This is a genomic window from Pseudomonas sp. LF020 (assembly GCF_053456425.1).
On sequence record NZ_JBRFIX010000003.1, the window covers coordinates 44,166 to 56,862 of the forward strand.

The window sequence follows — 12,697 nt, forward strand, 5'->3', positions numbered from 1 at the left end:
CCACAGACGACCAGCACTTTTTGTGGCGAGGGAGCTTGCTCCCGCTGGGCTGCGCAGCAGCCCCAAATCAGCTGGCGCGTTCAATCTGACGAAACGGTATCTGGGGTGGGGCCGCTTCGCGACCCAGCGGGAGCAAGCTCCCTCGCCACAGTTGTGAATTGTGCGGTGCTTTAGAGGCGCTGCACGGTCACAGCCCCCGCCGCACCCGCAGGCCCTGGCTGACCATCAGCCCCGGCCTTGCCGTTTTTGCCGCCATCGGCGCGGTACACCAGGCAGCCCTTGGACTTGCCGCCTTGGCCGGCCTTGCCGCCAACGCCTGCCGGGCCACCGGCGCCGCCAGCGACGTTGACCTTGATCAGTTCAGCCGGAAACTCGCGTGGCACTTGCAGGCGCACCAGCGCTCCCGGAGCACCTGGCTGGCCGTCGCTGCCATTGCTGCCATCAAAACCGTGTCCGGCTTCGCCCCAGGTGCAGCCCGGATCTTCACCATTGCCGCCATCGAGGCCGACAAAACCCGGTGCGCCGGTGCCGCCGCGGGCGTCGACAAACAGTTTTGGCGCGTCCAGCGCCTTGAACTGCAAATTCAGATTGCGCCCGGCGCGGGCGGCTTTTTCATAAGTGCCCGGCGCCCCGCGTGCAGTGATCAGGCTGCCTTCGGACAACTGCGCACGGCTGACTTTCATGTCCAGCGCTTGTTCACTCGGGACGATCGCAATGCGCGCTTCGTGGCCCAGGCGCAGTTCGCCGACGGTCAGCTCGGTCACGTTGGAAGGAATCAGCAAGGTGCCGTAATCCGCCACCTCCAGCCGTTCCAGCTGCAAAGTGCTGGCGGTGTTGGGCAAACGCATCAGGGAATTGGTTTCGACGCTGACCACCTGGGCGCAGGCCAGGGGACTGATGAGTGCAGCGAGCAGGCAAAGTTTACGCATGGGAAGAAGCCTCCGGAGCGGCCGGGGCCGGGATGGTTTGCAGGTGAAAAACGCCGAACAGCAGGATGCGCAGACGGTCGCGCCACGGATTGGGACGCCCCTTGAGGCGCGAGAACAGCAATTCGAGTACATGCAGCGCCAGCAACAAGCCGCCGGCCAGATTGACTAGCAAATGCAGCGGATGCACAAACGGCAGCAGCAGATTGACCACCACCACGCACCAGAACAGCAGGGTCAGCAAACGCCCCAGCCCCCAGAAAACCTTCATACGCTCCCCCGTGTCGGAATTATTCTTTGGGCGCACAGTAACGGCTTACGCGGGGGATAAGCCAGAGGGGCAAAAGAAAAAACTTTTGTCAGTCGTCGGATCGCTGCCGGTTCGACGACGATCGTCGACCGGCAGCTCTAGCCTGCGGACTACAGACAAGTCCTAGCGATTGATATGCAACTCCACCCGACGGTTTTTCGCCCGTCCCTCGTCGGTCGCGTTGTCAGCCACAGGCTCGCTCTCGCCGCGTCCTTCACTGGTCAGTTTGTCCGGCGCCAGGCCCTGACTCAGCAGGTACGCCGCCACGCTGCTGGCGCGTCGTTCCGACAATGCCTGGTTATAGGCATCCGAACCTTTGCTGTCGGTATGACCGATAACCTTGATGCTCACCACGTCGGCGTTGCGCAACTTGTCCATCAGCGTATCGAGCTGGGCTTTGGCGGCCGGGGTCAGATCCGACTTGTCGAAATCGAACAACACATTGCCGGCATCGCTGAGGGTGATGACTTCGGTTTGCGGCGCAGGCTCGGGGGCTTTTGCAGTGACCGGATATTGCGGCAGCGGACAGCCACGATGATCGACCGGAGTATTGGCCGGGGTGTCAGGGCAACGGTCGCGGCGGTCGAACACGCCATCGCCGTCTTCATCGCCATCCTGGGCATAACAGATCAGCCCGCCAGTCAGAATCCCCAGCGCCGCACCGCCACCGGCCCAGCCGCCACTTTCAATGGCGCCAAGACCGCCACCGACCAGCCCGCCGATCAGGCTGCAGATCGGCCACGTACGTTGATTGAGGGGTGCATCGCCATCGCTATGAGTGGCGCAACCAGTGAGCAGGCTGCCCAGCAGCAGCACCGGCAAGACGGACCTTGAGAAAACAGTCATTGTGAAAGCTCCTGTGTCACCGGCCCATACCGGTTACACAGGAGTAAAGACCCGCATCCGCGACTGCACAAGCCGCGGATGCGAGAGGGACTAGCGGACGATTTTGATTTCGGTGCGACGGTTCTGTGCGCGGCCATCGGCGGTTTTGTTATCCGCCACTGGCTGGCTTTCACCCATGCCCGATACCGAAACGAAGCTGGCACGCGGCACACCTTGCGAAATCAGGTATTCCACCACCGAGTGCGCACGGCGATCCGACAGTTTCTTGTTGTAGGCATCGCTGCCGACGCTGTCGGTGTGGCCGGTCACGGTCAGTTGCGCCGTGGACGACTCTTGTTTCAGGCGCGTGGCGACTTTGTCCAGAACCTGTTTATCGGCACCGGTCAGGGTGGCTTTGTCGAACTGGAAGTGCACATCGCGAATGACGATGGTTTCTTCCTTGACCACAACGGCCTCTTCTACCACTGGCGCCGGGGCTGGTGGAGGGCAGCCGTCAGCATCGACCTGCACGCCTTTAGGGGTGTGCGGGCACTTGTCGCGACTGTCCGGCACACCATCGCCGTCTTCGTCGCCATCACCGTGCACCCAGCAATAGGCTGCCGCCGTACCGCCGACCAACAGGGCGCCGTAGCCGGCCCACGCCGAACTTTCCGTCGCACCGAGACCGGCACCGACCACACCACCGACCGCCGCACAGGTCGGCCAGTCGGTTTTCTGCAAACCTGCGCAACCAGTCAACACACTGGTTAGCAGAATCAAAGGTAATGCTGTCCGAACTATGCTCATCTGGTTTTCTCCTGAGGGATCGGCTTAGAACCGATTCACGGAGTAAAGACCGGAGTTTTAATCTCCGCCAGCAATAGGCCAGCGTCATTTGGGACCGTGTTCACAGGGATTTGGCACTTTTGCCATGCGTGACAAAACGGGGTCTAGGCCGGATCCGTCTGGCGCGCTAGTCTTGGCGATCTGATTGAGGAGCTTCGATGAACGTCGCCATTTCTTCGCGCACGCCGCAACAGGCGCTGGCCGCTTTACTGGATCGCTATGCCCCGGCGCGTCTGCTGCTGATCGGCGCCAGCGAATTTCCGGCGCTGGCCGCGTTCAAGCAGGCGCACCCGGACTGCTGCGTCGCCCACGCCGAACCCGGTGCGTTGCCCGCTGAACTCGCGGCGCGGCGCTTTGACCTGGCGCTGGTGGTCGATTGCCTGGAGCACCTGCCCAAGCGCGACGGCCTGAACCTGCTGGGCGGGATCCGCAACCTCAACGCCAGCCGCATCGCCGTGCTGGCGGATCTGCCGGCCAGCGGCTGGCAGGAAACCGATTTCTATTCACTGGCGCTGCAAGCCAGCGAACGTTTTCAGCGAGACGAGCAGGTACTGACCCTGTTCACCTACGATCTGCTTGACTACAAACAAGTCCCCGACTGGCTCAACTCGCGGTTCTGGGCCAATCCGGAAAACTTCGGGAAATACTGGTGGTAATGCAATGAGTACAGCCATTTGCCCGTGCGGCAGCGGCAACCTGCTGGAGGCCTGCTGCGGTCACTATCACGAAGGCCACCCGGCGCCGTGCGCCGAAGCTCTGATGCGTTCACGCTACAGCGCCTACGTGCTGGGGCTGATCGATTATCTGGTGGCCACCACCCTGCCCGCCCAGCAGGCCGGTCTGGATCGCCAGGCGATCAGTGCCTGGAGCGCGCAGAGCACCTGGCTCGGCCTGGCGGTCGAAAGCTCGGAAGTGTTCGGCGGCCAGCCTGAGCATGCGTTCGTCACCTTCACCGCACGCTGGCATGACAGCCAGGGCGAACACAGCCACCGCGAGCGCTCATCGTTCGTGCAGAACAGCGGTCGCTGGTACTTCATCGACCCGACCGTGCAGTTGAAGCTGGGGCGCAACGATGCGTGTCCGTGCGCCAGCGGGCAGAAGTTCAAGAAGTGCTGTGCGGGGTATTTCGGCGCTTAGGATCAAAAGATCGCAGCCTGCGGCAGCGCCTACAGGAAACGCAACTCCTGTAGGAGTTGCCGCAGGCTGCGATCTTTTTAGCGTCTAGACTGGCTGCAAAGGGAGTTCAACCATGCTCGGTCGTTGGCGCACATTTCAGTTCTTCACATTGATGCTGATCCTGAACCTCGGCGGTTGCGCCTCATGGTTCAGCGACGACAGCATCGACCCCGCCGTGCACCTGGTGAAAGTCGAGGTGGTGCGGGCCAAATTGCTCGAACAGAAATTCATCCTGCACTTTCGTATCGACAACCCCAACGACAGCGATCTGACCGTGCGCGGCATGGAATATCGCATTCATCTGGCCGATATGCTGCTGGCCGAAGGCGAGCATGAACACTGGATCACTGTGGGGCCGAAAAGCAGCGGGTTCTACCGGATACCGATCCGCACCAACCTGTGGCCTCGGGTAAAAGACGTGGTGAAAATGCTGAAAAGTCCCAATCAGCAGATTCCTTATCGGTTGCAGGGCGAAATGGAAACCGGTTTATTCATCGCCCACTACGTGCACCTGGAGCGCAATGGCGTGATAATCCCCGCCGATTTAATTCCGGAGCACAAACGATGACTCAGCAACCTCATGTCCATGGCCCTGACTGCAACCACGATCATGACCATCATCACGATCACGACCATGGCCATGTCCACGGCCCGAACTGCGGCCACGCCCACCAGGAACCGGTGCGCAACGCCCTGAAAGACGTCGGCCGCAACGACCCTTGCCCATGCGGCAACGGCAAGAAATTCAAGAAGTGCCACGGCGCTTGATGTTTCCGGTGAAGACCTTCTTCGCCTGAACCATCGCCATCGCGAGCAGGCTCACTCCTACATTCGAGCGTATTCCTCCAACTGGAATGCAATCACTGTGGGAGCTGGCTTGCCAGCGATGAGGCCGGTACATCCAGCATTGATGTAGCCTGACGCTCCGCTATCGCTGGCAAGCCAGCTCCCACAGGTTCCTCAGGCGACTGCCAGAATCTGCGCAGCACTGACCACCGTCGCATACTCCCCGTGCAAATTCCCCAGCGACATCCCGTGCACCTCTTCGGCTGAACGCGGTGTGCCGAAGTAATCGGCCTTGTCGAAGGTAAAACACGCATCCTCCGACACCCACGCCTCAAACCCCAGATTGCCCGCCGTGCGCGCCGTGGACTCCACCGAGTTGTTGGTCGCCACGCCGACGATGATCAATTGCCCGATCCCGGCCTCACGCAACTGCAATTCCAGCCCCGTGGCACAAAATGCATCCGGCACCTGTTTCTGGATCAGCCATTCGCCCTCCTGCGGCAAAAACCGTTGCTGAAACTCCACCCCAGACTGCCCGGGCCAGAACACCGAACCCGGTTCGCGCGACAGATGCTGCACGTGAATCACCGGCCGCGCGCTACTGCGCCACGCCCTCAGTAAATCGAGCATGCGCTCTTCGGCCTGTAGATTATTCCGCCGCCCCAGGCGCGGCTCGAGAATGCCTTGTTGCTGGTCGATGATGATCAGTGCGGCGTCGGCCTTGAGCTCCATGGCGTTTTTTCTCATGCAGGGTCAGTGAATTTCCCACACTTCAGCATCACCGCCACGGGGTGAGCAAGCTCTGATTCAACCCGATCAAGGATCGCCCGGCGACGGTGAACGCGTATGTCTTGGTGCAGAAGATCACCCCGCCGAAATCCTGATATCTGGATGGATCGTTGTTGTGGCGAGGGAGCTTGCTCCCGCTGGAGTGCGAAGCGCTCCCAAAGTGGTCGCCGCGATCTATCAGAAAAATGCGCAGTCTGGATAACGACTGCTGCGCAGCCGAGCGGGAGCAAGCTCCCTCGCCACAAAAACACTGTTATCTCTGCAGATTTACTGTTGGTCAGACAAATACAGAAATAACCACTCGCCCCGCTTGCGCGGCCACCGCCTGCTCACTAACGTAGCGGCTTTATTGCGCCCCCAGCCTCTACACCCCCGCAGGAGCTTTGCCATGGCCTCGCCAGCCCTCACACATTTTCTTCCCCGGTTCGGCGTTGCCGCAGCAGTAACCGGTGTCTTGAGCCTGTCCGGTTGCCAGACCTGGAACGCGCAGGACACCCTCCCGCCCACCTCCGGCGTGCAACCGCTCAAGGGCCTGGCGCAGAATGTTTCGGTGCGACGCAATGCCATGGGCATGCCGTTGATCGAAAGCAACAGCTTCCACGACGCGCTGTTCACCCTCGGTTACGTGCATGCCAGCGACCGCATCAACCAGATGGTCACCCTGCGCCTGCTGGCCCAGGGCCGACTGGCGGAAATGTCCGGTGCTTCGATGCTCGACGCCGACCGCTACATGCGCGCGGTCAACCTGAAGAAGAGCGCCGACGAGCTGTACAAGGCCTCCTCGCCACGCCTCAAGCGCTTCTTCGAAGTCTATGCGCGGGGCGTCAACGCCTACCTGTTCCGCTACGCCGATAAACTGCCGGGCGATCTCGCCAGCAGCGGCTACAAGCCGGAATACTGGAAACCGGAAGATTCGGCGCTGATGTTCGCGCTGCTGAACTTCAGCCAGTCGGCCAACCTGCCGGAAGAGATTTCCTCACTGGTGCTGGCGCAGACCGTGACCAGCGACAAACTCGCCTGGCTGACCCCGTCCGCACCGGATGAAAACCTGCCACTGGCCGAAGCCGACAAGCTGCAAGGCCTCAAGCTCAACGGGCAGATCCCCGGCCTGACGGAACTGAGCAACGCCAGCCAGCAACTGGCGGCGGTGAATCTGCTGGGCGCCAGCACCTCGAACAACTGGGCCATCGCCCCGCAACGCAGCCGCAGCGGCAAAAGCATTCTCGCCAGCGATGCCCATGGCCCACTGGCAGCGCCATCGCTGTGGACCTTCGTGCAGATCCGCGCGCCGAAGTATCAGGCTGCCGGTGTCACCGTTGCCGGTTTGCCGATGGTCCTCGGTGGTTTCAACGGCAAAGTCGCGTGGAGCGCCACCAGCGTCCTCGGCGACAATCAGGACCTGTTCCTGGAAAAAATCCGCCGTCAGGGCAGCAGCCTGACCTACGAGGTCAACGGCAAATGGCAGCCGCTGGGCGTGCGCAACGAAACCTATTTCGTCAAAGGCCAGCGGCCGATTCGCGAAGCCGTGTATGAAACCCGCCACGGCGCGCTGCTCAACAGTGCCCAGGCTGCGGCGCAAGGCAACGGTTTCGGCTTGGCCCTGCAGACCCCGAGCTTCACCGATGACAAATCGCTGGACGCATTTTTTGACCTGACCCGTGCGCAGAACGTTGAACGCGCGTCAGACGCCAGCCGCGAGATCCGCGCCATCGCCCTGAACATGGTATTCGCCGACGCCAGCAACATCGGCTGGCAGGTCACCGGACGTTTCCCCAACCGTCGCGAAGGCGAAGGTTTGCTGCCATCGCCGGGCTGGGAAGGTCGTTACGACTGGGACGGTTATGCCGACCCGATGTTGCATCCGTACGATCAGGACCCGACCCAGGGTTGGCTCGGCACCGCCAACCAGCGGGTCATTCCTCACGGCTACGGCATGCAGTTGTCCAACTCGTGGGCGGCGCCGGAGCGCGGCGAACGTCTGGCAGAACTGGCCGGCAGCGGCAAACAGGACGGTCGCAGCGTAATCGCCATGCAGTATGACCAGACCACGACGTTTGCCGCCAAGCTGAAGAAGATGTTTGAAGCGCCGGGCATGAAGCAGCCGCTGAAACAGGCGATCGACGCCCTGCCGGAAGCCGATCGCAGCAAGGCTCGCGAGGCCTTCACGCGGTTGATGGCGTTTGACGGCAAGCTCAGCCCGACCTCGGCGGATGCGGCGATCTATGAACTGTTCCTGCAAGAAAGCATGAAGCAGATCTTCCTCGATGAGCTCGGCCCCGAGTCGAGCCCAGCGTGGAAAGCCTTTATCGCCAATGGCGACTTGTCCTACGCAGCGCAGGCCGATCACCTGCTCGGGCGCGAAGACAGCCCGTTCTGGGATGACATCCGCACGCCGCAGAAAGAAGACAAAGCGCAGATTCTGGCGCGCAGTCTGGCGGCGGCGATCAGTGCCGGCGACAGTCAGTTGGGTGGCGATCGCAAGGCCTGGCAGTGGGGCAAACTGCATGGCTACACGTGGAAAAACGCCAATGGCCAGACCGTTCGCGGCCCACTGGCGGCTGGTGGCGATCACACCACGCTGAATACCGCGGCGTTTGCCTGGGGTCAGGACTTCAACACCACCCGTGCACCGTCGATGCGTTTTATCGTCGACTTCAGCCAGAGCGAGCCACTGATGGGGCAGAACGGCACCGGTCAGTCCGGCAACCCGGCCAGCCCGAACTACCTCAACGGCATCGACGCCTGGCTCAAGGGCCAGTACATCGGCTTGCCGCTGCAGCCGCAGAACTTTGACCGGGTGTATGGCAAGACGCGTTTGACCCTGACCCCGGGCAAGTAAGGCAAACATCAAAAGCCCCTCACCCTAACCCTCTCCCAAGGGAGAGGGGACTGACGGAGTTGTTCTTTCGCAATACACCGACCTGAACGTGCCGCACCGAATCCATAATCGACGCGGACTTTCAGGTCGATGTAGCTGGCCAGACACCTCGGTCGGCTCCCTCTCCCTCCGGGAGAGGGCTGGGGTGAGGGGGCTTTCTAAAATCGATAGAACTTCCGGACTCGCGCCAACCTCATAGCTAACAAGCCCTCCATTCTGGTAACGACATGGACCTTGTTATCGCCCGCCCCGAAGGTTTGTATTGCCCTGCCGGGGATTTCTATATTGATCCGTGGCGCCCGGTCGAGCGCTCGGTGATCACTCATGCCCACGGCGATCATGCCCGTGGCGGCAACCAGCATTACCTTGCCAGCAGCGCCAGCGAAGGGATTTTGCGTGCGCGTCTGGGTCAGGACATCAACCTGCAAACCCTCGCCTACGGCCAGCGACTGACCCACCACGGCGTGACCTTGAGTTTCCACCCTGCCGGGCACGTGCTCGGTTCGGCCCAGGTGCGTCTGGAATACGGCGGTGAGGTCTGGGTCGCATCCGGCGATTACAAGATCGAACCTGATGGCACCTGCGCGCCGTTCGAACCGGTGCGCTGCCACACCTTCATCACCGAATCGACTTTCGGCCTGCCAATCTATCGCTGGCAGCCACAGGCGCAGGTGTTCAACGAGATCAACCAGTGGTGGCAGGCGAACATTGCGGCGGGCAAGGCCAGCGTGCTGTTCTGTTATTCATTCGGCAAGGCTCAGCGGATTCTGCACGGCATCGACGCCAGCCTCGGCCCGATCCTCAGCCACGGTGCAGTCGAGCCGCTGAATCGGGTTTACCGCGAGGCCGGTGTGTACCTGCCGCCGACGATCTACGCCGGTGATGTGAAGAAGTCCGACCCGATCATGCGCCAGGCGTTGGTGATCGCCCCGCCCTCGGCGGGCGGCAGTACCTGGATGCGCCGCTTCGGTGATTTCAGCGATGCGTTTGCCAGCGGCTGGATGCGTTTGCGCGGCACCCGCCGGCGGCGCGGTGTGGATCGCGGTTTCGTGTTGTCGGATCACGCCGACTGGCCCGGCCTGCTCTGGGCCATCGAACAGACCGGCGCCGAACGCGTGATGGTCACCCACGGTTCGATCGGCGTGCTGGTGCGGCATCTGCGGGAAAAGGGTCTGGATGCGCAGGGGTTCAACACCGAATACGGCGACGATGAAGAGGAAAACATCGCCGCCGAACCTGTGATCGCCGAGGTGCAAGCATGAAAGCCTTCGCCGAGTTGTATGCCGAACTCGACGCCACCACGTCCAGCAACGCCAAACTGGCCGCCATGCAAGCCTATTTCGCCCAGGCTGCACCGCAGGATGCGGCGTGGGCGGTGTACTTTCTGTCCGGCGGGCGCCCACGCCAACTGGTGCCAGTGCGGATCCTGCGCGAACTGGCCGTCGAGGTCTCGGGGCTGCAACCGTGGCTGTTCGAGGAAAGTTATCAATCCGTCGGCGATTTGGCGGAAACGATTTCCCTGGTGCTGCCGGAAAATTCACACAGCTCCGAAGCCGGCCTTGCCGAATGGATCGAAGACAAGCTGCTGCCGCTGCGCGGTGAAACCCCGGAGTACCTCGCCCGCCACCTGCCCGCGCTATGGGCGCAACTGGATCGGCCGAGCCTGATGCTGTGCATCAAGCTGATCACCGGCAGTTTCCGCGTCGGCGTGTCGAAACTGCTGGTCACCCGCGCTCTGGCGTCGATGGCCGGCCTCGACAGCAAACGCGTGGCGCAGCGCCTGGTGGGGTACACCGACCTGTCGAACCGGCCGAATGCCGCGAGCTATTTGAAACTGATCGCGCCGGAGTCCGCCGACGAACATGCGCAACGTGGCGGCCAGCCCTACCCGTTTTTCCTCGCGCATGCCTTGTCGCAACCGGTCGAGGAATTTGAAGGGCTGCTGGGGCCGGCGAGCAACTGGCAGGTGGAATGGAAGTGGGATGGCATCCGCGCGCAGGTGGTCAAGCGCGAGGGTCGGCTGTGGGTCTGGTCGCGGGGTGAAGAACTGGTGACCGAGCGTTTCCCCGAGTTCGACACACTGGTCCACGCGTTACCGGACGGCACGGTAATCGACGGCGAAATCGTGGTCTGGAAAAGCACCCATCCGAGCACCGCAGACGCCTTCGATCCGCAATCGACAGAACCACCGGCGGTGCAACCCTTCGCCCTGCTGCAGCAACGCATCGGGCGCAAGACCCTCGACAGGAAAATCCTCGAAGAAGTGCCGGTGGTGGTGCTCGCCTACGATTTGCTGGAGTGGCAGGGCGAAGACTGGCGCAACCGTCCGCAGGCCGAACGACGTGCGCAACTGGAACAAGTGATCGCCCGCGGTAACAATCCGGTGTTACTGGCCTCGCCAATTCTGACCGGCAGCGACTGGTTCGATTTCGCCCGGCAGCGTGAAGCCTCACGGCGCCTGGGGGTCGAGGGCATGATGCTCAAGGCCCGCGACGCCCTGTATGGCGTGGGCCGAACCAAGGACATGGGCGTGTGGTGGAAGTGGAAGGTCGATCCGTTCAGCGTCGACGCAGTGTTGATCTATGCCCAGCGCGGACATGGTCGGCGCGCCAGTCTGTACAGCGATTACACCTTCGCCGTGTGGGACGGCCCGCCGGAGTCCAGCCAACGCGCGCTGGTGCCGTTCGCCAAGGCCTATTCGGGGCTGACCGATGAGGAAATGCGCCAGGTCGACAGCATTGTGCGCAAGACCACTGTGGAAAAATTCGGCCCGGTCAGCAGCGTCAAACCGAGTCTGGTGTTCGAACTGGGTTTCGAAGGTATCGCCCTGTCGCGACGGCACAAGAGCGGGATTGCCGTGCGTTTTCCAAGGATGCTGCGCTGGCGGCAGGACAAGACGGTGGATGAGGCCGATAGTCTGGCGACGTTGCAGGATTTGTTGGCCTGACCGGGTTTTCCGGGACAGCGATAACATTTAACTGAATGAAGTCCCTGTGGCGAGGGAGCTTGCTCCCGCTCGGCTGCGCAGCAGTCGCAAAAAATGCGGTCTGTCTGAAAATCCTGGGGAGTGCTTCGCCCTCCAGCGGGAGCAAGCTCCCTCGCCACAATAGCTCGTCACATTACTTAAAAATGCATGCATCGACCCAAGTTGGTGCAGTCGCTAATGAACGCCCATTCCCGTGCACCAATCCCTCTCCCTCCCCCCTCCCCCAACCTTTTAAAACACTTGTTCGGGACTCTGGTTCGGAAATTGCTACTTTCTATAGGTCGTACGCGTTGCAGTAACAATAATTCTGCGCCACAAGCGCTCATATTGGTTCTTAGGGATTGAATAATGAAAAAAGCATTGCTGACCCTTTCTGCACTGGCGTTGTGCATGGCTGCCGGCTCCGCGCTGGCCAAGGAATACAAAGAGCTGCGTTTTGGCGTTGATCCTTCCTACGCACCGTTCGAGTCGAAAGCGGCTGACGGCAGCCTGGTGGGCTTCGACATCGACCTGGGCAACGCGATCTGCGCCGAGCTGAAGGTCAAGTGCAAATGGGTTGAAAGCGACTTCGACGGCATGATTCCGGGCCTCAACGCCAACAAATTCGACGGTGTGATCTCGTCGATGACCGTGACCCCGGCCCGTGAAAAGGCGATCGACTTCTCCAGCGAACTGTTCTCCGGCCCGACATCCTACGTGTTCAAGAAGGGTTCCGGCCTGAGCGATGACGTCGCCTCCCTCAAGGGCAAATCGGTCGGTTACGAGCAAGGCACCATTCAGGAAGCCTACGCCAAGGCTGTGCTGGAGAAGGCCGGGGTGAAAATCCAGGCGTACGCCAACCAGGATCAGGTCTACGCCGACCTGAAAAACGGCCGTCTCGACGCCTCGATCCAGGACATGCTGCAAGCCGAACTGGGCTTTTTGAAGTCGCCGGATGGCGCCAACTACGAAGTCAGCAAGCCGGTCGACAGCGAATTGCTGCCAGCCAAAACCGCTGTCGGTATTAAGAAAGGTAACAAAGAGCTGAAGGCGCTTTTAGATAAAGGTATCAAAGCGTTACACGATGACGGCAAATACGCCGAGATTCAAAAGAAACACTTTGGCGATCTGAATCTGTACAGCGGTAAATAATGCCCTGGCGCCCATCAGTCGATGGGCGCCTTTTCCATCCGCTC

At 61.3% G+C, this 12,697-nt stretch carries 13 protein-coding genes; 8 read left to right on the forward strand and 5 right to left on the reverse strand.

Features of this window, described 5'->3' with window-relative positions:
- Positions 1-170: 170 nt before the first annotated feature.
- The 4 genes from ACU680_RS07880 to ACU680_RS07895 all read right to left on the reverse strand — a co-directional run bounded on the left by ACU680_RS07880 (position 171) and on the right by ACU680_RS07895 (position 2,868).
- Positions 171-929: a collagen-like triple helix repeat-containing protein gene (locus ACU680_RS07880; protein ID WP_448179160.1), complete on the reverse strand. Its 759-nt coding sequence runs from the start codon at positions 927-929 to the stop codon at positions 171-173.
- Positions 922-1,197, reverse strand: a complete 276-nt coding sequence (locus tag ACU680_RS07885; protein ID WP_007961894.1) for a DUF1145 domain-containing protein — start codon at positions 1,195-1,197, stop codon at positions 922-924. Before ACU680_RS07885 ends, ACU680_RS07880 begins: the two co-directional genes overlap by 8 nt.
- A 162-nt stretch (positions 1,198-1,359) precedes the next feature.
- The gene (locus tag ACU680_RS07890; protein ID WP_108590261.1) at positions 1,360-2,082 is read right to left on the reverse strand and encodes a PA1041 family peptidoglycan-binding anchor lipoprotein; all 723 of its coding nucleotides are present in this window, start codon (positions 2,080-2,082) and stop codon (positions 1,360-1,362) included.
- A 90-nt stretch (positions 2,083-2,172) separates the two neighbouring features.
- Positions 2,173-2,868 carry a PA1041 family peptidoglycan-binding anchor lipoprotein gene (locus tag ACU680_RS07895; RefSeq protein WP_007961897.1) on the reverse strand — a complete coding sequence of 232 codons (696 nt, stop codon included), beginning with the start codon at positions 2,866-2,868 and terminating at the stop codon, positions 2,173-2,175.
- Positions 2,869-3,065: 197 nt separating this feature from the next.
- Here ACU680_RS07895 and ACU680_RS07900 point away from each other — a divergent pair, with 197 nt between their 5' ends.
- The 4 genes from ACU680_RS07900 to ACU680_RS07915 all read left to right on the forward strand — a co-directional run bounded on the left by ACU680_RS07900 (position 3,066) and on the right by ACU680_RS07915 (position 4,851).
- On the forward strand, positions 3,066-3,563 hold the full coding sequence (locus ACU680_RS07900) for a DUF6231 family protein (RefSeq protein ID WP_041070621.1): 498 nt from the start codon (positions 3,066-3,068) through the stop codon (positions 3,561-3,563).
- A 4-nt stretch (positions 3,564-3,567) separates the two neighbouring features.
- A complete protein-coding gene (locus tag ACU680_RS07905) occupies positions 3,568-4,044 on the forward strand; it encodes a YchJ family protein (RefSeq protein ID WP_448179161.1) in 477 nt (158 codons plus the stop codon).
- A 112-nt stretch (positions 4,045-4,156) separates the two neighbouring features.
- Positions 4,157-4,651 carry an LEA/WHy family protein gene (locus ACU680_RS07910; RefSeq protein ID WP_448179162.1) on the forward strand — a complete coding sequence of 165 codons (495 nt, stop codon included), beginning with the start codon at positions 4,157-4,159 and terminating at the stop codon, positions 4,649-4,651.
- Positions 4,648-4,851, forward strand: coding sequence for an SEC-C metal-binding domain-containing protein (locus ACU680_RS07915; protein WP_003198420.1), 204 nt, complete (start codon positions 4,648-4,650; stop codon positions 4,849-4,851). The genes ACU680_RS07910 and ACU680_RS07915 overlap by 4 nt, the downstream gene beginning before the upstream one ends.
- A gap of 192 nt (positions 4,852-5,043) precedes the next feature.
- Here ACU680_RS07915 and ACU680_RS07920 read toward each other — a convergent pair whose 3' ends face one another.
- Positions 5,044-5,601 (reverse strand): cysteine hydrolase family protein, encoded by a 558-nt coding sequence (locus ACU680_RS07920; protein WP_448179415.1) that lies wholly within the window; start codon positions 5,599-5,601, stop codon positions 5,044-5,046.
- 445 nt (positions 5,602-6,046) lie between these two features.
- Here ACU680_RS07920 and ACU680_RS07925 point away from each other — a divergent pair, with 445 nt between their 5' ends.
- The 4 genes from ACU680_RS07925 (at position 6,047) to ACU680_RS07940 (ending at position 12,653) form a co-directional block, all read left to right on the forward strand.
- Positions 6,047-8,497: a penicillin acylase family protein gene (locus tag ACU680_RS07925; RefSeq protein ID WP_448179163.1), complete on the forward strand. Its 2,451-nt coding sequence runs from the start codon at positions 6,047-6,049 to the stop codon at positions 8,495-8,497.
- A 266-nt stretch (positions 8,498-8,763) separates the two neighbouring features.
- Positions 8,764-9,798 carry a ligase-associated DNA damage response exonuclease gene (locus ACU680_RS07930; RefSeq protein WP_367083469.1) on the forward strand — a complete coding sequence of 345 codons (1,035 nt, stop codon included), beginning with the start codon at positions 8,764-8,766 and terminating at the stop codon, positions 9,796-9,798.
- Entirely contained in the window at positions 9,795-11,483 is a 1,689-nt protein-coding gene (locus ACU680_RS07935; RefSeq protein WP_448179164.1) for an ATP-dependent DNA ligase, read from the forward strand. Before ACU680_RS07930 ends, ACU680_RS07935 begins: the two co-directional genes overlap by 4 nt.
- A gap of 387 nt (positions 11,484-11,870) precedes the next feature.
- Positions 11,871-12,653 (forward strand): transporter substrate-binding domain-containing protein, encoded by a 783-nt coding sequence (locus ACU680_RS07940; protein ID WP_003222321.1) that lies wholly within the window; start codon positions 11,871-11,873, stop codon positions 12,651-12,653.
- The last annotated feature ends 44 nt before the right edge of the window (positions 12,654-12,697 follow it).

Bases quoted from the DNA above. Each gene is read 5' to 3' on its own strand.
- ACU680_RS07880 (WP_448179160.1), bottom strand. From the start codon at position 929: ATGCGTAAACTTTGCCTGCTCGCTGCACTCATCAGTCCCCTGGCCTGC.
- ACU680_RS07885 (WP_007961894.1), bottom strand. From the start codon at position 1,197: ATGAAGGTTTTCTGGGGGCTGGGGCGTTTGCTGACCCTGCTGTTCTGG.
- ACU680_RS07890 (WP_108590261.1), bottom strand. From the start codon at position 2,082: ATGACTGTTTTCTCAAGGTCCGTCTTGCCGGTGCTGCTGCTGGGCAGC.
- ACU680_RS07895 (WP_007961897.1), bottom strand. From the start codon at position 2,868: ATGAGCATAGTTCGGACAGCATTACCTTTGATTCTGCTAACCAGTGTG.
- ACU680_RS07900 (WP_041070621.1), top strand. From the start codon at position 3,066: ATGAACGTCGCCATTTCTTCGCGCACGCCGCAACAGGCGCTGGCCGCT.
- ACU680_RS07905 (WP_448179161.1), top strand. From the start codon at position 3,568: ATGAGTACAGCCATTTGCCCGTGCGGCAGCGGCAACCTGCTGGAGGCC.
- ACU680_RS07910 (WP_448179162.1), top strand. From the start codon at position 4,157: ATGCTCGGTCGTTGGCGCACATTTCAGTTCTTCACATTGATGCTGATC.
- ACU680_RS07915 (WP_003198420.1), top strand. From the start codon at position 4,648: ATGACTCAGCAACCTCATGTCCATGGCCCTGACTGCAACCACGATCAT.
- ACU680_RS07920 (WP_448179415.1), bottom strand. From the start codon at position 5,601: ATGGAGCTCAAGGCCGACGCCGCACTGATCATCATCGACCAGCAACAA.
- ACU680_RS07925 (WP_448179163.1), top strand. From the start codon at position 6,047: ATGGCCTCGCCAGCCCTCACACATTTTCTTCCCCGGTTCGGCGTTGCC.
- ACU680_RS07930 (WP_367083469.1), top strand. From the start codon at position 8,764: ATGGACCTTGTTATCGCCCGCCCCGAAGGTTTGTATTGCCCTGCCGGG.
- ACU680_RS07935 (WP_448179164.1), top strand. From the start codon at position 9,795: ATGAAAGCCTTCGCCGAGTTGTATGCCGAACTCGACGCCACCACGTCC.
- ACU680_RS07940 (WP_003222321.1), top strand. From the start codon at position 11,871: ATGAAAAAAGCATTGCTGACCCTTTCTGCACTGGCGTTGTGCATGGCT.